Annotated in this window: 17 protein-coding genes; 5 read left to right on the top strand and 12 right to left on the bottom strand. The window is 40.6% G+C overall.

The features are described from left to right. Positions 1–349: 349 nt before the first annotated feature. Complete coding sequence (locus tag AUR67_RS13425; protein WP_054551284.1) at positions 350–541, bottom strand: hypothetical protein; 192 nt, start codon at positions 539–541, stop codon at positions 350–352. A 51-nt stretch (positions 542–592) separates the two neighbouring features. Continuing rightward, on the bottom strand, positions 593–766 hold the full coding sequence (locus AUR67_RS20930) for a DUF1328 domain-containing protein (protein WP_064971747.1): 174 nt from the start codon (positions 764–766) through the stop codon (positions 593–595). A 534-nt stretch (positions 767–1,300) separates the two neighbouring features. On the opposite strand from AUR67_RS20930, the gene AUR67_RS13420 reads away from it, so the two are divergent. The 3 genes from AUR67_RS13420 to AUR67_RS13410 are packed head-to-tail and all read left to right on the top strand — an operon-like array spanning position 1,301 to position 4,478. Then, complete coding sequence (locus AUR67_RS13420; RefSeq protein WP_054560781.1) at positions 1,301–1,549, top strand: OadG family protein; 249 nt, start codon at positions 1,301–1,303, stop codon at positions 1,547–1,549. A 15-nt stretch (positions 1,550–1,564) separates the two neighbouring features. Beyond that, entirely contained in the window at positions 1,565–3,337 is a 1,773-nt protein-coding gene (oadA, locus tag AUR67_RS13415; RefSeq protein ID WP_055198140.1) for a sodium-extruding oxaloacetate decarboxylase subunit alpha, read from the top strand. 10 nt (positions 3,338–3,347) lie between these two features. Next, positions 3,348–4,478 carry a sodium ion-translocating decarboxylase subunit beta gene (locus AUR67_RS13410; RefSeq protein ID WP_058585665.1) on the top strand — a complete coding sequence of 377 codons (1,131 nt, stop codon included), beginning with the start codon at positions 3,348–3,350 and terminating at the stop codon, positions 4,476–4,478. Between the two features lie 417 nt (positions 4,479–4,895). Here AUR67_RS13410 and AUR67_RS13405 read toward each other — a convergent pair whose 3' ends face one another. Next, positions 4,896–6,212, bottom strand: a complete 1,317-nt coding sequence (locus AUR67_RS13405) for a peptidoglycan DD-metalloendopeptidase family protein (RefSeq protein ID WP_054560778.1) — start codon at positions 6,210–6,212, stop codon at positions 4,896–4,898. 398 nt (positions 6,213–6,610) lie between these two features. On the opposite strand from AUR67_RS13405, the gene tyrS reads away from it, so the two are divergent. Further along, complete coding sequence (tyrS, locus tag AUR67_RS13400; protein WP_058585664.1) at positions 6,611–7,810, top strand: tyrosine--tRNA ligase; 1,200 nt, start codon at positions 6,611–6,613, stop codon at positions 7,808–7,810. A 59-nt stretch (positions 7,811–7,869) separates the two neighbouring features. On the opposite strand, the gene AUR67_RS13395 is transcribed toward tyrS, so the two are convergent. The 4 genes from AUR67_RS13395 to folE2 form a co-directional block, all read right to left on the bottom strand. Continuing rightward, complete coding sequence (locus AUR67_RS13395; protein WP_058585663.1) at positions 7,870–8,820, bottom strand: cobalamin biosynthesis protein; 951 nt, start codon at positions 8,818–8,820, stop codon at positions 7,870–7,872. Position 8,821: 1 nt separating this feature from the next. After that, complete coding sequence (mtnN, locus tag AUR67_RS13390) at positions 8,822–9,529, bottom strand: 5'-methylthioadenosine/S-adenosylhomocysteine nucleosidase (RefSeq protein WP_058585662.1); 708 nt, start codon at positions 9,527–9,529, stop codon at positions 8,822–8,824. Between the two features lie 103 nt (positions 9,530–9,632). Beyond that, positions 9,633–10,226, bottom strand: coding sequence for a DUF2726 domain-containing protein (locus AUR67_RS13385; protein WP_058585661.1), 594 nt, complete (start codon positions 10,224–10,226; stop codon positions 9,633–9,635). Positions 10,227–10,307: 81 nt separating this feature from the next. Continuing rightward, complete coding sequence (gene folE2, locus AUR67_RS13380; RefSeq protein WP_058585660.1) at positions 10,308–11,228, bottom strand: GTP cyclohydrolase FolE2; 921 nt, start codon at positions 11,226–11,228, stop codon at positions 10,308–10,310. Positions 11,229–11,401: 173 nt separating this feature from the next. Between folE2 and arcB the strand changes: the two genes are divergently transcribed. Next, complete coding sequence (gene arcB / locus AUR67_RS13375; protein ID WP_058585659.1) at positions 11,402–13,729, top strand: aerobic respiration two-component sensor histidine kinase ArcB; 2,328 nt, start codon at positions 11,402–11,404, stop codon at positions 13,727–13,729. A 6-nt stretch (positions 13,730–13,735) separates the two neighbouring features. Here arcB and arcA read toward each other — a convergent pair whose 3' ends face one another. The 5 genes from arcA to trmB all read right to left on the bottom strand — a co-directional run bounded on the left by arcA (position 13,736) and on the right by trmB (position 18,591). Beyond that, complete coding sequence (gene arcA, locus AUR67_RS13370) at positions 13,736–14,452, bottom strand: two-component system response regulator ArcA (protein WP_054551295.1); 717 nt, start codon at positions 14,450–14,452, stop codon at positions 13,736–13,738. Positions 14,453–14,557: 105 nt separating this feature from the next. Further along, entirely contained in the window at positions 14,558–15,079 is a 522-nt protein-coding gene (locus tag AUR67_RS13365; RefSeq protein ID WP_054560772.1) for a YfiR family protein, read from the bottom strand. Further along, complete coding sequence (locus tag AUR67_RS13360) at positions 15,079–16,701, bottom strand: ATP-binding protein (RefSeq protein WP_058585658.1); 1,623 nt, start codon at positions 16,699–16,701, stop codon at positions 15,079–15,081. The genes AUR67_RS13365 and AUR67_RS13360 overlap by 1 nt, the downstream gene beginning before the upstream one ends. A 118-nt stretch (positions 16,702–16,819) precedes the next feature. Further along, positions 16,820–17,848: a 16S rRNA (guanine(1207)-N(2))-methyltransferase RsmC gene (gene rsmC / locus AUR67_RS13355; protein ID WP_058585657.1), complete on the bottom strand. Its 1,029-nt coding sequence runs from the start codon at positions 17,846–17,848 to the stop codon at positions 16,820–16,822. Between the two features lie 17 nt (positions 17,849–17,865). Then, positions 17,866–18,591, bottom strand: coding sequence for a tRNA (guanosine(46)-N7)-methyltransferase TrmB (gene trmB / locus AUR67_RS13350; RefSeq protein WP_054560769.1), 726 nt, complete (start codon positions 18,589–18,591; stop codon positions 17,866–17,868). Positions 18,592–18,744 lie beyond the last annotated feature (153 nt).

Genomic DNA, 18,744 nt, shown 5'->3' with positions numbered 1-18,744 from the left:
CAACAAGTTAGCGAGTTTCTAGGGGAAAGAGTAAAGTTGCGAGCTTGTAGGGGAAAGGAGCTATCAGCTTTCAGCCGTCAGCTATCAGATTAAAACAAAAGAGCCTGTAGGTTGGTTAGAGCGGAGCGAAATCCAACAAATTAATGAGTTTCTAGGGGAAAGAGTAAAGTTAGCAAACTGCTTGACACAGTCAGCGGGCAGCCTAGAGTCGCTAACTCGCTAACTCGCTAACTCGCTAACTCGCTAACTCGCTAACTCGCTAACTCGCTAACTCGCTAACTCGCTAACTCGCTAACTTACATACACAAAAAAGCGACACTTGGCCGCTTTTTTTAAGTAAGGTGTGTTATTAGCAGTTAGTTTCTTCTGCGTTAACACCTTCTTTTACTTCTTCACATGCATCTTCAACTGCATTTTGTGTATCAGTAATTGCTTCATCAATACGCTCACCTGCGTCTTCAGCAGAGTTGTCTTCACAACCCATGATGAATAAACCTGAAAATAGGGCGATAGTAGCGGCTTTTAAAGTTGAGTTTTTCATAATGAAATTCCTTGTAAATTTAAAATAAAGTAAGTGGTTATCTGCTTTTAACTACTTAGGGACACTGCCTCTAAGTGCTCCTGATACCAGCGAAATAACTAGTAATACTAAAAATATAAAAAAGATAATCTTAGCGATGCCTGCAGCGGCTCCTGCGATACCGCCAAAACCTAACACTGCTGCGATTAACGCGATAACTAAAAAAGTAATTGTCCAGCGTAACATAGTGGTCTCCTTGGCTATTTAAATTTTCTTAAGTTCGATGTAACTGAAGCGAGTTCTGTGCCATAAGTTTTATTTTATATATTTCAACGGGTTGAGTGTTTTTGTTGTTCTTTACAGGGTTTATCATTTGGTAACTTTTACGAGTAAGCATGTAACTTATTCATAGTGATATTTTTTCATATTGAGCTGAATTAAGAAAAAGAGTATTTCTGTGATTATTGGTAAGACCAATTTAACTTTATTTTAAGGGGATAGCTCTAACACCTTGTTGTGCGTGGTTTTTAGGCTTTTTACTATGATTGGTTAATAGCTGAACATATAACGTCTGGCTATATTGACTATTTATATCATCTATAACGGGGCTTTAAATGCGCTAATAGTAGGGTGTTAATTATATGTGCGTCATGTTATTTTAAATTTAATTGGTTTTACCAATTTACAATGGTGCTATACAAATGAATTTTGTTTGTTATTATTGGTGCATAATTATTTAACAAAAATAACTTTTTATTTTAAGTAAGCGAGGGGAGTCGTATGGATATAGGTGGATTACTCACCACTGCGGCCAGTTTGATGGTGACAGGCATGGTAGGCGTGTTTGTTTTTCTGACTATTTTGATTTCAGCAGTCACTTTAATGTCAAAGGTAGTGGGTCGATTTGATGATCCTGCAACTGCAGAACCTACGCGTACAGCAAAAATTCAACCTCAACAGGGTGTGCCACAGGCACATATTGCAGCAATCAGCGCTGCAATTGCTCAATTTCGAAATAAACAAAAATAACGGGGCAGCTTAAACATGGCTAAATTAAAATTAACCGAATTAGTATTGCGTGACGCACACCAGTCTCTTTTGGCAACGCGTATGCGCTTAGACGACATGCTACCCATGGCAGAAAAACTCGATAATGCGGGTTATTGGTCAATTGAATCATGGGGTGGTGCGACGTTTGACTCGTGTATCCGTTATTTAGGTGAAGATCCTTGGCAACGTATTCGCGAGCTAAAAGCGGCAATGCCAAACACTAAGCAACAAATGCTACTTCGCGGACAAAATCTTTTAGGTTACCGTCATTATGCTGATGATGTAGTCGAAAAGTTTGTTGAGCGTGCCCACAAAAACGGTGTTGATGTTTTCCGCATTTTCGATGCGATGAACGATGTGCGTAACCTTGAAACTGCCATTAAAGCTGCTGTTAAAGTAGGTGCTCATGCCCAAGGTACTATTTCGTACACAGTAAGCCCAGTCCATACGCTTGATATGTGGCTTGAGCTTGCAAAACAACTAGAAGATCTTGGTTGTCATTCAATTTGTATCAAAGATATGGCGGGTTTATTAAAGCCATATGATTGCGAACAGTTGATCAAAGGCTTAAAAGAAACTGTATCTATTCCTATCGCAATGCAATGTCACGCGACGACAGGTTTAAGTACTGCAACTTACCAAAAAGCAATCGATGCGGGTATCGATATGCTTGATACGGCTATTTCGTCAATGAGTATGACCTATGGTCATAGTGCCACAGAAACTATTGTTTCAATTGTAGAAGGCACTGAGCGTGACACCGGCCTTAATTTAAATGAGTTAGAAGAAATTGCCGCTTACTTCCGTGATGTACGTAAGAAATACGCTGCTTTTGAAGGCAGCCTTAAAGGTGTTGATGGTCGTATTTTACTAGCCCAAGTACCTGGCGGTATGTTAACTAACATGGAAAATCAGCTCAAAGAGCAAGGTGCTGCTGATAAGCTTGATCAAGTATTACTTGAGATCCCGCGTGTACGTGAAGACTTAGGTTACATTCCTCTAGTTACACCAACGTCGCAAATTGTAGGTACTCAAGCGGTACTTAATGTGTTGACTGGCGAGCGTTATAAAACCATCACTAAAGAAACTGCGGGTGTACTCAAAGGCGAGTATGGTGCAACACCAGCGCCAATGAATAAAGAGCTACAAGAGCGTGTACTAGAGGGCGCTGAAGCAATTACGTGTCGCCCTGCTGATAAGCTTGAGCCTGAGCTTGAGAAGCTTGAAGCAGAGTTATTAAGTGAAGCTAAGGAGCAAGGTTTAGAGCTTGCTGATGACGTGATTGATGATGTACTTACTTACGCATTATTCCCTCAAATCGGCCTTAAGTTTATTAAAAACCGTAACAACCCTGATGCGTTTGAAGCAATTCCAACGGGTGAAGTTGCCAAGTCAGAAACTAAGCCAGCCTCTACAAGCCCTGCAAAAGCAGAGCAATACAGCGTTAAAGTTGATGGCAAAGTTTACGATGTGGTCGTAGCCCAAGGTGGTGAGCTCAAAGAAGTAACCCTAAAAGACAGTGAGTTAATTCCTCAGTCAGCTTCAGCGTCTGTTAGCGAAACCTTAAACGCGCCGTTAGCAGGCAATATTTTCAAAGTGAAGGTAAAAGCTGGCCAAACAGTAAATGAAGGTGATGTGGTTATCATTATGGAAGCGATGAAAATGGAAACAGAAGTTCGCGCCGCACACTCAGGTACAATAGCTGAAGTATTAGTAGCAGAGGGCGACTCTGTTGCCACTGGCGATGCGCTAATCGCGCTAGCATAGGAGACAGAGGATGGATGGTGTTTTAAACCTCTGGCATGCGACAGGTATTGCTAACTTTACCTTTCCTGCATTAATAATGATTGCGGTAGGTTGCGGGTTATTATATCTCGCAATCGCCCGTAAATTTGAGCCACTGTTATTATTACCTATTGGTTTTGGGGCTATTTTAACTAATATCCCAGTTGCTGGGTTATCTGAGCCGGGTGGCCTTTTGTATTACGTCTACCATATCGGGATTGACTCTGGGGTATTCCCACTTTTGATTTTTATGGGCGTGGGTGCACTCACAGACTTTAGTGCCCTGATAGCAAATCCGCGTATGTTGCTGTTAGGTGCGGCTGCGCAGTTTGGTATTTTTGCTACTTTATTTGGTGCAATTCTACTTAACTTTATTCCTGGCTTTGAATTTTCGCTACAGGATGCATCGGCCATCGCCATTATTGGTGGAGCAGATGGTCCTACAGCTATCTTCTTAGCATCTAAGCTGGCACCTGATTTACTTGGTGCAATCGCTGTAGCGGCTTATTCATACATGGCACTTGTGCCAATTATTCAGCCGCCAATTATGCGCGCACTAACAACGCAAGAAGAGCGCGAAATTCAAATGCCGCAACTTCGTACAGTATCGAAAAAAGAGAAAATTGTTTTTCCATTAATGGTGCTTAGTTTAACTATCTTGTTTTTACCTGCGGCAACACCGCTGGTAGGTATGTTCTGCTTAGGTAACTTGATGCGTGAATCAGGTGTGGTTGATCGTTTAAGCAATAGTGCACAAAACGAAATCATCAACATTACCACCATTTTCTTAGGCTTAGCGGTAGGCTCAAAGCTTGCAGCCGATAAGTTCTTAACCGTAGAAACAATCGGTATTTTGGTGTTAGGTGCTTTAGCCTTTGCAATTGGTACAGCTTCAGGGGTGTTTATGGCAAAAGGTCTTAATAAGATCTCTAAATCGCCAATCAACCCATTAGTAGGCGCAGCCGGTGTGTCAGCGGTACCAATGGCAGCACGTGTGGTTAATAAGGTAGGTCTTGAGAGCAACCCGCATAACTTCTTGTTAATGCATGCCATGGGACCAAACGTAGCAGGGGTATTAGGCAGTGCCGTTGCAGCAGGTATTTTGTTAGCGATTGTTGGCTAATAACACGATTAAGTCGATTTACTTCCAACCGACTGGCGCAGTAATTTTACTGCGCTTTTTTTTGCCCTTAAATTAGGTATAGTAAACCTTAATATTCAACAACTAAGAAAGCCGCCATGAATGTTTTTATTATCTTATTATGCCTTTTTGTTGCTTTGGTTATTCTAATACCGCTACTTGAAAAGTATCAGTCTAAAATGGGGCTTGATGGCGCTACAAAATATGCAAAGTACATTTGGCCACTGGTGATGATTTCGCTAATTATTCAACTTATCTATGTTCTTTTAAGGTAATAATTGTATTAAACCGCAGTGACATCAGTACTCGTTTTAGTAAAGTCTATAATAGTTTTAGATGGATTTATTCTAGGCACAAAAAAGCCGCTTCAATTGAAGCGGCTTTTACATGTTTACTTAACTACTTATTTAACGCTAATTGTAACTCACGGTTACGCTGTAATTGAGCTAAGAAGTTATCAGCAATCGGTTTAAACTTAGCTAGCTCATCGCGCGGTAGAGGCTCTGATTTAGGTAGTTTGACCGTTTTAGGGTTGCGGTGAACACCGTTTACTAAGAATTCATAGTGTAAGTGTGGGCCCGTCACACGACCTGTCGCACCAACAGTACCAATCTTCTGGCCTTGTTTCACTTTCTGACCAGTTCTAACCATCTTTTTGTTTAAGTGTAAGTACTTAGTCACATACTGTGTGCCATGGCTAATAAATACATAATTACCGTTGTATTTACTGTAGCCTGCTTTAATCACTTTACCATTACCCGATGATACAACTGGCGTACCGGTACGCGCTGCGTAATCGATACCGTTATGTGGTTTTACCGTTTTGGTCACAGGGTGTAAACGACGCGGGTTAAAGCTCGAACTAATATACTTAAAGTTAACAGGTGCGCGTAAGAAGGCTTTTTTCATGCTACGGCCTTCAGGCGTGTAGAAGTTACCATCAGTATGGCGAATAGCCGTGTAACGCTCACCTTGGTTAATAAATTCTGCGGCAATAATTTTACCATCACCAATGTACTCACCATCAACATAGTGAGCTTCATAAATAAGACCAAATTGATCACCTTTACGAATGTCATTAGCAAAGTCGACATCCCAACCGAAGATGTCAGCAAAATTCATGATTTGACGCTCGCTTAAGCCTGCGGCAATGCCTGACGTCCAAAAGCTATTGGAGATCTCACCGCCAGCTGATTTACTTAGCGTTTCGATTTCTTTGCTATCGATAGAAGTGTCGTAGTTACCTTCGTCATTTAATGTAACGTATAAGGTATCTGTTTTTGAGATCACATAACGTAGCTGAGCTAGAGAACCATCTTCAGCTGTTGCAAAGCTTAAGATTTCGCCTGGGTGAATTTTTGTTAATTTACGAGTTTCTGCGTTGGTATTAACAAGTTTGTGTAATGTTTGCGCTGAGAAGCCCGCACGTTTAAAGATAAGTGCTAAATTATCGCCATTTCGTACTTCATGGTCGATAAGCTCGTATTCTGGAAGTTTTGCTGCTGCTTGCTGTGAATTAAGCTCAGTTAGTTTTTCGTTATCATCAACTTTAACTTGTAATTCGTAGCGTTTGCCAATTTCAAGTGCTTTTGCACTGTTATCCTTTGAAGCGGTGGCTTTTTCAGAAGGCAATAATGCCAAGCCAACAATAGCAGAAACCAAACCGAGAATAAGCAGTTTGTGTTTTTTGGGAAGTTTGTGCACTACGTGAACCATATCGTGCCTTTTCTGCTGTCAAGAAATTTAAATACTAATATCGCAGGATATACCTAAAATAGAGCAAATACCAGTGTTTTGTAGATTTAAACTGGCGCTATTTTACGCTAGAATTGCTCAGCGCGTTAAACTTTTTTGGTTAAAATTGCAGCAGATGCCTATGGTTAAACTAAATCTATATTAGTTAACTAAAGTACCTTCATTAAATTGCAATAACGCGGTATAAAGAACAATCATGCGCGCTGCCTTCAGGGCTGTTTCTTAAACTATTTAAGTTAGGCTTTTTTCTAGTGTCGCTTTTTGGTGCTAACTAGCTAAATTTTAAAGTTTTTAGCTCTATATTTATAACCCTGACAGGCCACCACGCCCCGGTAGCTGAATTTTTGGAGTAATACACAGTGGATTTACAAACCGCTCTAGCTGAGATAAAACGCGGTGCAGAAGAGATATTAATTGAAGACGAATTAGTCGAAAAACTAAAGTCTGGTAAGAAACTTAAGATCAAAGCGGGTTTCGATCCAACTGCGCCTGATCTGCATTTAGGTCATACAGTTCTTATCAACAAAATGAAAACCTTCCAAGACCTAGGTCATGAAGTGATTTTCTTAATCGGTGACTTCACCGGTATGATTGGTGATCCAACGGGTAAAAACGTAACGCGTAAACCGTTAACTCGTGAAGATGTTTTAGCTAATGCTGAAACCTATAAAGAGCAAGTATTTAAAATTCTTGATCCTGCTAAAACAACTGTTGCATTCAACTCTGCTTGGATGGAGAACTTAGGTGCAGCAGGTATGATTAAACTGGCTGCGCGTCAAACAGTAGCACGTATGCTAGAACGTGATGACTTTAAAAAGCGTTATGCCAATGGTCAATCGATTGCTATCCACGAATTTTTATATCCACTGGTACAAGGTTGGGACTCAGTTGCATTAGAAGCTGATGTTGAGCTTGGCGGTACAGACCAACGCTTTAACCTATTAATGGGTCGTGAATTACAAAAAGACGAAGGTCAAAAGCCACAAACAGTACTTATGATGCCACTGCTTGAAGGTACTGATGGCGTTCAAAAAATGTCTAAGTCATTAGGAAACTACATTGGTATTACTGATGAGCCAAACGACATGTTTGGTAAAGTGATGTCTATCAGCGATGATCTAATGTGGCGTTACTATGACTTATTAAGTGCTTTATCAATCGAAGAAATTGCTGCGCTTAAACAGCGTGTTGCTGACGGTGCAAACCCGCGTGACATCAAGATTGAACTTGCAAAAGAAATGATTGCACGTTTCCACAGTGAAGAAGCAGCCCAAGGTGCTCATCAAGATTTCATCAAGCGTTTCCAAAAGAATGCATTACCAGATGAGATCCCAGAAGTGACAGTAACAATTGCTGAAGACACTGTGTTTATTACTAATCTATTAAAAGAAGCTAACCTTGTAGCTAGTACGTCAGAAGCAATGCGTATGATTAAACAAGGTGCTGTAAAGATTAATGGTGAAGAGAAAGTAACAGATACTAAGCTTGAAGTTGCTAAAGGCACAACACAGATTTACCAAGTAGGTAAACGTAAGTTTGCTAAAATCACCTTAGCTTAATAAAGCTCATTGGTATAAAAAAACCAGCTGCGGCTGGTTTTTTTATGCTTATATTTTGATTAGTTTGTGAAAAGGCTAATTACTTCAATCCCGACTATCAGTAGTAACCAAAATGCTTTCGCTTGATTTAAGCGATTCACTAAAGCAGGAATATCATCGGCATCTGGTAAGCGATCGGTCCCAACACGCATTTTATTAAAGCGCTCACCTTGGTAAAGGGCAGGGCCGCCTAATTGCACTTGCAAAGCAGCCGATGTAACACTTAACAGCCATCCTGTATTGGTTTGATAAAAGTGTCTGCCATAGTGTTTTATATAATGAATACATTGTTTACTGGCATTAGTTGCTGCAATCGTTAATGCAACTAATCGAGTGGGTAACCACTCCAATACAAATAGTAATTTAGCAATGGGAGCCAAAAATGGGTTGTTTGGTTTTAGGTTTTTTCGCCATGCTTGATGAATTAATGTGAGTAAGCGATAAACCAAAGCAAGGATAGCGCCGCCAAGTAGATAAAAGAATATAACGGCAAAATAATGCCGCGCACTTTGAAGCACCAGTGACTCCATGGTTGCTTTGCAAATGCCTGGGGCTGATAAACGTGAGACATCACGGGCAACGAGGCTAGCTAGTAGCTCTCTTGCAGTCGCTTTTTGGTTGAGCTTGAGTAATCTGGCAATACGTAATGATTTCTTCTCTTGAGCGCGGCTACTGAGTAACAAATATAAAATTAAGCCATTTAATAGCTCAGGGTAAAAAGCAAACTCTAAAAACAGCACAACCAATGTCACTATCACTAAAATGGTGAGTGTAAAAGCCAAGGTTGAGGCTAAATACTGATAGCTTTTAGGGTTCGTTGGGTTGTATAAACGCTCGCTAAGCGCAGAGAAAATAACGGTTAAAAAGGTATTCGGATGATACCAACTAACCAAAGGAAAGAAGCGCTCAGCTAAGAGCGCTACAAAAAATACAATAATGTCCAAATGGTTTTGAACAATATTTGCAATCACCTTATAAACTCACCGATGTTAGCTTCTCTAAAAGAGCAACAACCATTTTAGATGAGTTGATAGATGCCGTTTCGATATACTCTTCAAATGATTGCGGCGACTCTTTGCCAGCAATGTCAGACATTGAACGAATAACAACAAATGGTGTTTCTAGCACATGACAAGCTTGTGCAATTGCTGCACCTTCCATTTCTACTGCAAGCATAGTTGGGAATTCAGCACGTGTTTTTTCAATTCGTACCGGGTCACACATGAATGAATCACCAGTACAAATTAGGCCAATCATGGTTTTAACATCGCTGATTTGACTTACGCTTTGTTCAGCCGCTTCAATCAGTTTAGGGTGCGCAGCAAAGCCAGCTGGCATTTGTGGTACTTGGCCGATTTCGTAACCGAATGCAGTTACGTCTACGTCATGATGGCGTACTTCTGAAGAAATAACCACATCGCCTACATTTAGCGATGGCTCAAAACCACCTGCAGAACCTGTGTTGATCACACAATCTGGACTGAAGTTATCGATTAGTAGTGTTGTTGCTACTGCAGAAGCTACTTTACCAATACCAGATTGAACTAAAGTAACTGTGTTACCCGCTAGTTCACCGGTGTAAAAGGTAAAACCAGCTTTAGTCATGATGCTTGGGTTTGTCATCGCTTCGCGTAAGATTTTTACTTCTGGCTCCATCGCGCCAATAATACCAACGTGCATAATATTTGATTCCTTAGATTGAATAGGATGATTATACCTAAAAATGTCTAAAACAAACAAAAAAGCAGACCTTAAAGTCTGCTTTTGCCAATATTATGACAGGTTATATTTCTGCAAGCGCCGTTGAGTGTGCTTTTGCTTGTGATGGTGACAATACCGCAGGTTTAGTAACGCGGTTGCGTGCAGGTCTTGCAGGCGCTGCTGCAGGTTTACCAAGCTTAAACATGATTGCATCACGTACTTCTCTTGGTTGATAACCTGATTTTACCTTCATGCGAATATGCGGGATGCCTGCCGCTTCTAACGCGCCACTAACAAACCAGTCACGCTGGGCTTTATGGCCGTCGCGGTTGGTGTTATTGACTAAATCAACAGCGGCAACAATAGTAAGTTTGTCTTTGTCGATAAGCACGTAATCTAACTGTTTGTTTTTGGCTTTAGCCATTGCAGCTCGTTTAGCTTTGATAGATAAGCCTTGCTTACAGTCGATTAAATCAATGAGTTTAACGCGGCTGACGATTTTATATTGGTCGCCTACAGCACGTTCTAGAAGATGTAAAAAAGCACTCTCAACTTGCGTAAAAACAGTTTGCTTACGAGTGAAAGGATAAGGGTTTCCGCCTTCATCGGTAAACTTTGACGCAACAACAGAGGCTACTACGACTAATACTAAAATTGATAATAAAGCGAATTCCATACGGTAACTCCACAACAACAAATTGACACTGAAAATTAATAGCAATTAGCGTGCCTAAGTGCGTGGAGTCACCCGAAATTTTTAAGCCGTGTATCCGCCAGCAACACCTTTAACAGCGATAGCTACTGCGTCATGGGCATGAAGTGATTCATAGTGGTTTATTTGCAGCCAATAATCTGCGTAGTTTTGCTGTTCAAGTAAACCTTTAATTTTACGTGCAGCATCTTCGCAGAACATGAGGTTTTGACCATTCAAGCGGGCAAACTCTTGCTCATCTTCACGTTTAACTGCCGCTTGTACTGGCGTTTTTAGCTCAGCTTCTAAAGCATCAATTAAGCCAACCACATCAAAACTGTCAATTTTGCTGTCGAGCTTTACTTTCACGTTTGCAATTGAACGTTGTGAGTGTGGTGTAGCAACAATGCCATCAGTTGTGCCTAGCCATTCTAAAACAGTTTGCTTATCAATATTTTGCTCTGCAAACTTTTCGCTAAAGGCATTTTGAATTAATTGACGAGCAAGAGCCGCTGAACATGGGCATGTAGACGAGTAAGTCACATCAACCATTAACTCAAAACTTACAATGCCTTGGTTGATCTTAGCGATCAGATGGATAGGGTAATTTTTCCAACCTACTTTGCCACTTAATAAAGATTTACGACGCAGAGGTAGCTCAAATTTGAATTCGATTTGTGCTTGGTCACTTAAATCATCATGGCTGCTAATAAAGGCATCAAGTGCTTGCTTGAGAGTTTGTGGATTAACTTGCTGCTCGGTTGATAAGGTATCAAGGGCTAAAAATAAACGCGACATATGAATGCCTTTGGCGTCTTCTTTATGCAAGTTTACAAAAGCGCGTGCCTTGGCAATTACATTTACAGGGGCAATATTGCGAGTTTCAAAAATGAAAGGAAGTTCAATTTCGCCCATGCCAACCCAGTCTAATTTACCTGTTTGTAAGGCGGGAGCCGTATCAGCAATATCTGGCATTGTGGTTTGCATGGTAATACTCATTCTTTGCAATTATTAAAGCGCGGTATTTTACATGAAAAAATATAAAAAAGCGGCGTTGATGAAAAAATTCTATGTTTATCGCACAATATGAATATTTCTAAAGGAATAGTGATAAAATTAGCTATGCTGTTTTTTTTCGATTATGTGCCTAAGCTTTATATATGATTGATTCTTCTTTGAGTCCGTGGGCTCGCACACTCTCAAGCTTTATTTCTAAGTATGGTGAGTTTAAAACTGCCGCCGCCTGTTATGCCTTATTATTGGTCATGTCGCTGATCTTATCGTGCATGTTTTATTATGTAGCAGTTGGTACGGTAACTTTAGTTGATGTTTTGGCCGTGATGTTCTTCACTGCGGTGGTATCGCCGATTTTAATAACTGTACTGCTTAACTCAATTCGCCAATTAGAAGCCTCTTATAGCTACCTAGATAGCGCAACCAAACAAGAAAAACTGCTCAACCAAACGCTAAAAGACAATATCAGTCGCTTAAACGAAGAGATTGATGAGCGTAAAATGGCGTTTCATGCCAAACACAGAGCAATAGAAGAGCTCAGACGCGAAATTGCCGAGCGTAAGAAGACCCAACAAGAGCTTGCACAACAAGGCATGCTATTGCGCTCTATTGTCGACTCATCTCCCGATTTATTTTATTACCGCGATAACAATGGTGTATTTGCTGGCTGTAATAAAATGTTTGAACAAGTGATAGGTAAAAGCAGCGATGAGTTAATCGGTAAGAGTGTTGAAGAGATCTACCCAAGTGATTATTTACCAGAAGTACTGCGCACCGACAAAAAAGTATCTCAAACCCACCAAGCTCTGACGCTTGACGTTGAATACCCCGTTGATGGTGAAAAGCGCTGGTTTGAAATGCGTAAGTTACCTTTTATTAATGAAAAAGGTGAGTACATAGGTTTGCTTGCCTTTGGCCGTGATATCACCAGTCGTAAAGAAGCAGCACAAGCCCTTGAAGCAGCTTATAAAGATAAAGGGAAATTCATTGCAACTTTAAGCCATGAATTAAGAACGCCGCTTAACGGTATTGTGGGTTTAACCCGCATGCTACTTGATACTGAACTCGATAAACAGCAACGTAGTTGGTGTAACACGGTGTTTTCAAGTGCTGAAACCCTTGGCAATATTTTTAACGATATTATCGACTTGGATAAAATTGACCGTGAGCAGCTCGATATTGTTGCTGACTCAGTCAATGTGGCCGACTTTATTAATGACGTAGTGAACTTTGCAGGTTTAATTGCTGAACAAAAAGGCCTTGAGTTTAATATTAAACGTAAAGGCACATTGGATGTTTACGCGTCTCTTGATCCGACTCGTTTACGTCAAGTTGTTTGGAACCTTATCAACAATGCCGTTAAGTTCACTCAGCAAGGCCATGTAGAGCTTGAATGCCGCCGTGAGAATCGTGCTGATGGTCCGTGGTTAGTGATGCGTGTGAGCGACACGGGTCAAGGTATTCCACAAGAGCAGCTGCATCGTATTTTTGACATGTACTACAAAGCACCAGATATCAACGGTACCAATGCTATTGGCTCTGGTATCGGCCTTGCGGTAACAAAAGCGCTTGTTAGCGCAATGAAAGGTGAAATTAATGTCAGCAGTACTGAAGGTGAGGGCAGTGTTTTTGTTGTTGAAATACCGCTTAAGCTTTGTATTGCGCCTACCGAGCAAAGTTATGCGGTAAGCAGTTTAAACATTCTTTTAGTGGAAGATGTGCCGCTAAATGCCGAAATTGCTACCAACTTACTTGAGCAGCGTGGTCACGAAGTTATTTGGGCTGAAACTGGTGAAGATGCACTGTCGTTTGTCTACACAGAAGATGACTTAGACCTAGTTTTACTTGATATGCAATTACCAGATATCAATGGTGATGAAGTTGCTCGTCAAATTCGTGACGATGAACACTTTGATAACTTGCCAATCGTTGCCTTAACTGCCAACGTGCGTAGCGCCGAAGAAGAGCTTGCAGGTATTAACATTCAAGGCGCACTTGCTAAGCCTATCAACACCACTAAACTCGATAAAATGCTCGGCGAGCTATTTGATATCAAGCAGCAACAAAACTGCCAGCCTGAGTCAATTAAAGCTGTAACTGAAAAAGATTTATCGGGTATTCGCGTTGAGCTTCTCGATATAGAAACCATCGAAGACTTTGTTGGCTCAATGGGGCTAGTTATCTTTAATCGCAGCTGTGAGTTATTTAATAAGCTAAACCCTCAGTACCAAACTGAGCTTGCAGATGCGTTAGCGGCAGATGATAGAGAAGAGTACAAATCGGTGGCGCATAAATTAAAAGGTGCGGCTGGCTCTGTAGGCTTAAACGATGTGCAGTTACATGCTAAGAAGATGGAACATGGCGCGCTTGAAGAGAGTAGCGAAGAGTTACAGCAGTGGCTTGATGAGTTAGCAGTGAAAATAAATGAAGGGCGTGACGCCCTCCAATTATTCTTACAACAGTTAGAAGATTAATTCTAATTAGCTGTCGATTTTACCAATGAAACGATAGCCTTCACCATGGATGGTGCTGATCAGCTCAGATGTGCTGTTATCGCTTTCAAAGTGTTTTCTGATACGACGAATTGTTACGTCTACAGTACGGTCGTTAGCGCGAAGCTCACGGCCAGTCATGTGCTTGATTAATTGCTCACGGCTGAAGATACGACCCGGTGAGTCAAGCATTAAGCGTAGCGCGCGGTATTCACCTTTAGGTAAACGTTTAGCGTCGCCGCTTGGAGATGTTAAACAACGGCTATTTTCATCAAGTTCCCAACCGTTAAATGTGATAACACCATTTGTTTCGATATTCGCTTCTTCGCCACCAAGGGCTGTGCGCGAAATAAGGTTACGAGCACGAATAGTTAATTCGCGAGGGTTGAATGGTTTTGTGATGTAATCATCAGCACCAATTTCAAGACCTAAAATGCGATCAACGTCGTTGTCACGACCTGTTAAGAAAATTAAACCAACGTTACGTTTTTGACGTAATTCACGCGCTAAGATTAGCCCGTTTTTACCTGGTAGGTTGATGTCCATAACTACAAGGTTCACATCATCATTATTTGTAAGCTTGTCATGCATATCATCGCCATCAATGGCTTCAATAACTTTGTAACCTTCAGCTTCAAATAAACTAACGAGGTTTAGTCGAGTTACGTCTTCATCCTCTACGATCAGAATGACTGGCGTTTGCATTGTATATTAACCTTTTCGGAAATTTTATTTACAAAAATTCGGTATTATCAAGCAAAACCGAATACTAGAGATTATAGGATTAGATCCAATTGTTAACAAGTAAAATCAATTTGGATAAAACTTAGCCATAGCTAACAATCGAGATTGCACTTTAAAGTTATGCTGCAATACGTGCTGCTTATTGATATACAGTCGGATTTTATTTCCTTCTTGAACCAGAGAGGCTATACCGCCATTTTCTAAAAAGCTGATACTTTCACCTATTGTTAAAGTATCCAATGAAATTGTATCGGTCCAAAGTGGAAGTATATCATTTTCTAATGTTTCATCAATGTATGTGATATCACAAACTTGAGAAAGTTCAGAAATTTGCTGGGTTTTTTTCACTAATATAACGTTAATTGGTTTTTTGTTAATTTGCAGTTCATTTCTATCTTTAAGGAACGCTCCAGGACCTTTATCTAAGTCATAAAAACAAAATGAAATAGGGGGAGGGTTCACTTGGTCATTAAACTTCGTGAACTTAGCAATTTGATACAAAAAGGCTGATTTAACTTGGTCCGGTGATTTGGCAAATGCAGGGCATACAACAAGCAAAGCTAATAAGATACAACTCACTAATCTCATTACGCTGCACCCTCTTGCAATGGCAGAGTTATAATAAAGTGAGCCCCTTCGTCAGCTAGTTCATCGTATACGATGCTACCACCAAGTGCTTGAGTCACTAAGTTATAAACTAGGTGCATGCCCAAACCACTGCCACCTTCACCACGTTTTGTGGTTACAAATGGGTCGAAAATACGTTTGCGAATTGATTTCTCAACGCCAATACCATTATCGAAGTAATGAATACTCAAGCTACTTTCGTTGCGATCAACATTAAAGGTGATTTCATTATCTTGGCTATCGCTAAATGCATGTATAACAGAGTTGCTTAGCAGCTGTTGTAGTACTTGTTGTAACGGCCCCGATTTGGTTTCAATACTAACGTCATTGCTACAGTTAATCGTAATTTTAGGATTACGATATTGAATCTCTGAGCGCATCGACATCACCACATCATTTAATAAATCATTTAAATTGATTTTGGTGCTGACTTCTACATCTTGATTAACCGCCACCTTTTTAAAGCTAGATACGAGCTCTGCTGCACGGTTAAGGTTGCGATAGATAAGATCGAGGTTTTCAATGCCGTCATTAATAAAGCGTTTTAAGTGTGCTGAAGTTAAAGTTTTTTGTTCAAACTGTGCGTGAATTTCTGCCAGCTTGTCACGTAACAGCGTTGAGCCTGTAATACCTAGCCCAATAGGCGTGTTAACCTCATGAGCAACACCTGCAACCATTTGCCCCAGTGACGCCATTTTCTCATTTTCGACGATTTGGTTTTGGTATTGGTGCATACGCTCAAGGGTATTGAGCAGCTCTTGGTTAGCCTCACGTAATGCGATTGTGCGTTGATTTACTTTTTCTTCAAGGCTTTGGTTAAGCTGTTTTATTTCTTGTTTGTCTTTTTCGTGGCGCTCAATTTGTTTTTGCGTGCGCGAGAGCATGATATTTAAGCTGCCCGCTAGCTGGTTTATTTCATCAATATTGGTTTTTTGTGCGCGAGTATCATAGTTATGGTTTTTCGACACGTCTTGCAGTAGGTTACTTAGCTCATCAATAGGGTTTGCAATGCGTTTTTGAATACGTCTAGCAACAAAATACACCAGTACTAAAACGAATAGGGTGAGTAAAATATCAATGATAATTTTACGATTAATATATTGGTTTAACCTGTCTAAGCCACCGCGAATATACACGTAACCTATGGTATCCCCTTCGTATACGATAGGCGTTATTAGCTCTATATCTTTATCTGTGAAGCGTGGCTCTAATAGGTTATCTATACTGCCAACCTTAATGGGTACTGGTGGGGTTCGATTGGCATTAAAGCTACTAAAAAACACTGGCTCATTTGATAACTCATCGATTGAATAAATATGGATGTTTTTAATAAGCGGCACAGATTCAAATGACTTTAAGCGCTCAGATTCGGTTTCGTTATCGTCAAATAACACCGTAATTTGCGCGTTGTATGCAATTAATTCCGACAGGATAAAGATTTTATCGACAATCAGCGCTTTTTGTTCTTTTACGTCTAGATAAGTCGAAATAGAAATAGACAAAGACAAGCATAATGCAGTGACTAGCATTACCGCATTGGTCAACGCTTTACGAATACTTGTTTGTGTCGAAAATATCGGCATGCGCTATAGAAGGCCAGAATTTTTGTTATTAGTAAGAGTTTAGTCTAGCAAAGACATTTGAAAGTAACTAAATATTTTAAAAAATATTTTTGCTACGAATAAGCTATTTACTCAACTTTTATTTAGCTGAGTAAACGGCAAATTTAGTATTTTTGAAATCTGTGCTGTATTGGCCAAATTGTGCTTCTAAAATCGGTGGGTATTTTAAGAAGCTGTTTGCAACTATGGTTAATTTACCTTGCTTGCTCAAGTGTTGCTTTGCTGAGCTAAGAAATGCTTCGGCAATGGTGTAATCTGTGGCAATCCCCGTATGGAACGGTGGGTTACTGATGATTAGGTCAAATTTACCATTAATATCAGTTAAGCCATCACTCAAAATTGCTTGGCCTTTGAGGTCATTTAACGCAAGTGTTTGCTCAGTGGCGTAAGTTGCAAGAGCACTTACATCGCTACATACAAATTCAAGCTCAGGCTGCTTTAAACCTAAGTAAGTAGCAATAATGCCTGCGCCACAAGCAAAGTCGAGTACTTTACCCTTATTAACAGTTGGCGCATTATTCAGAAGTACCGCAGTGCCTACATCAAGCGCACCGTGGTTAAATACGCCTGGAACACTGATCGCAGTAAATTCAATATCGCCGGCTTTTACTTGGAATTGTTTGTGGTAACGGCTGATAGCAAAGTTATCGTTTAGCGTAAGCTCAGAGAATAAATACAGAATACAGTGCTTGGCACTATCGATCTTGTTACTAAAACCACAGTGGTCTTTTAGTTGTTTCTCTGCTGATTTAACACCGCTTTTATTTTCACCTACTACAAATAGTTGCGCATCTTGATGACAAACAGCACGAATGTTATCAAGGCACATTTGTGCTTCTGGCTTTGCTTTTGGGTAATAGTAGATAACTAAATCGTAGTTACCATTTGGAATAGTGTGATCAACCACTGCATGTATGCCGGCTATTTTACTGGCATACATGGCATTTGCGTGGTTATAACTGAACGCAGTAATTTTTGCGTCGGGATTTAACGCTTTAAGTTCGCGTAAAAAGCCATCTTGCTCAAAGTTAACCACTAAAATCGATTGCCCAACAAGTTCGTCTTCATTACGAAGCAATAGTAAACTTGGGTTGGTTAACTTACTCATGCTGCTTTTACCTTTTATTACTTAGTACGCTCGAACATTAGATCCCATACGCCGTGACCTAAACGGTGACCGCGCTGCTCAAATTTTGTCAGTGGACGTGAATCTGGGCGAGGAACGTAATCGTTAGTTTCTGATTGGTTTTTGTAGCCTTCGGCCACTTGCATTACTTCTAGCATATGCTCCGCATAATTTTCCCAGTCAGTGGCCATATGGAAAACACCGCCAATTTTTAATTTGCTACGTAATTTTTGTGCAAACTCTGGTTGTACGATACGACGCTTATGGTGACGTTTTTTATGCCATGGATCAGGGAAGAATAATTGCAGCTTAGATAAGCTTTCATCGGCAATACAGTCAGCAAGCACTTCAACCGCATCATGCTCGAATACGCGCAAGTTTGTTACACCAGCTTCATCGGCATCCATTAAACAAGCACCTACACCTGGGCGGTGAACTTCAATACCAATGAAGTTAAGTTCTGGTGCGTTTTTAGCCATTTCAACTAGCGATTTGCCCATACCAAAACCGATTTCTAGTACCACATCGTTATCGTTACCAAACACTTCTGCTAGGTTTAGCATGCCATTTTTGTGCTCAAGGCCCATAGTTGGCCAACACTTCTCGATGGCTGCCGCTTGGCCTTTTGTTAGGCGACCTTCGCGCTTAACGAAACTACGAATCGTGCGGATGTATTTACCCTCTTGCTTTGCTTGCTCGAGGTTTGGGTTACTTGAGTCACTCATATATTTTGGCCTGATTAAAATACTGACTATAGAAAAAGGTTGCGTATTATCCCTGACCTGCGCCTTGAGTACAATAGTCAGGGGCTGTTTATCTTTCGAGATTAATATTGCGACCATGTACGAGCAATTTAGGTAGAGCAGAGCCTCTTCGGC

Origin of the sequence: Pseudoalteromonas sp. XI10 (genome assembly GCF_001469895.1) — a bacterium.
Lineage (GTDB): Bacteria > Pseudomonadota > Gammaproteobacteria > Enterobacterales > Alteromonadaceae > Pseudoalteromonas.
The sequence above is the reverse complement of the archived record's forward strand: the minus strand, read 5'-3'. Positions and strand labels throughout refer to the sequence as shown.

Excerpts from the sequence above, each read along its gene's own strand:
- rsmC (WP_058585657.1), bottom strand. The coding sequence starts at position 17,848 with ATGAGTAAGTTAACCAACCCAAGTTTACTATTGCTTCGTAATGAAGAC.
- oadA (WP_055198140.1), top strand. The coding sequence starts at position 1,565 with ATGGCTAAATTAAAATTAACCGAATTAGTATTGCGTGACGCACACCAG.
- AUR67_RS13360 (WP_058585658.1), bottom strand. The coding sequence starts at position 16,701 with ATGCCGATATTTTCGACACAAACAAGTATTCGTAAAGCGTTGACCAAT.
- arcB (WP_058585659.1), top strand. The coding sequence starts at position 11,402 with ATGATTGATTCTTCTTTGAGTCCGTGGGCTCGCACACTCTCAAGCTTT.
- arcA (WP_054551295.1), bottom strand. The coding sequence starts at position 14,452 with ATGCAAACGCCAGTCATTCTGATCGTAGAGGATGAAGACGTAACTCGA.
- AUR67_RS13420 (WP_054560781.1), top strand. The coding sequence starts at position 1,301 with ATGGATATAGGTGGATTACTCACCACTGCGGCCAGTTTGATGGTGACA.
- AUR67_RS13405 (WP_054560778.1), bottom strand. The coding sequence starts at position 6,212 with ATGGTTCACGTAGTGCACAAACTTCCCAAAAAACACAAACTGCTTATT.
- AUR67_RS20930 (WP_064971747.1), bottom strand. The coding sequence starts at position 766 with ATGTTACGCTGGACAATTACTTTTTTAGTTATCGCGTTAATCGCAGCA.
- AUR67_RS13385 (WP_058585661.1), bottom strand. The coding sequence starts at position 10,226 with ATGGAATTCGCTTTATTATCAATTTTAGTATTAGTCGTAGTAGCCTCT.
- AUR67_RS13365 (WP_054560772.1), bottom strand. The coding sequence starts at position 15,079 with ATGAGATTAGTGAGTTGTATCTTATTAGCTTTGCTTGTTGTATGCCCT.
- folE2 (WP_058585660.1), bottom strand. The coding sequence starts at position 11,228 with ATGCAAACCACAATGCCAGATATTGCTGATACGGCTCCCGCCTTACAA.
- trmB (WP_054560769.1), bottom strand. The coding sequence starts at position 18,591 with ATGAGTGACTCAAGTAACCCAAACCTCGAGCAAGCAAAGCAAGAGGGT.
- AUR67_RS13410 (WP_058585665.1), top strand. The coding sequence starts at position 3,348 with ATGGATGGTGTTTTAAACCTCTGGCATGCGACAGGTATTGCTAACTTT.
- AUR67_RS13425 (WP_054551284.1), bottom strand. The coding sequence starts at position 541 with ATGAAAAACTCAACTTTAAAAGCCGCTACTATCGCCCTATTTTCAGGT.
- mtnN (WP_058585662.1), bottom strand. The coding sequence starts at position 9,529 with ATGCACGTTGGTATTATTGGCGCGATGGAGCCAGAAGTAAAAATCTTA.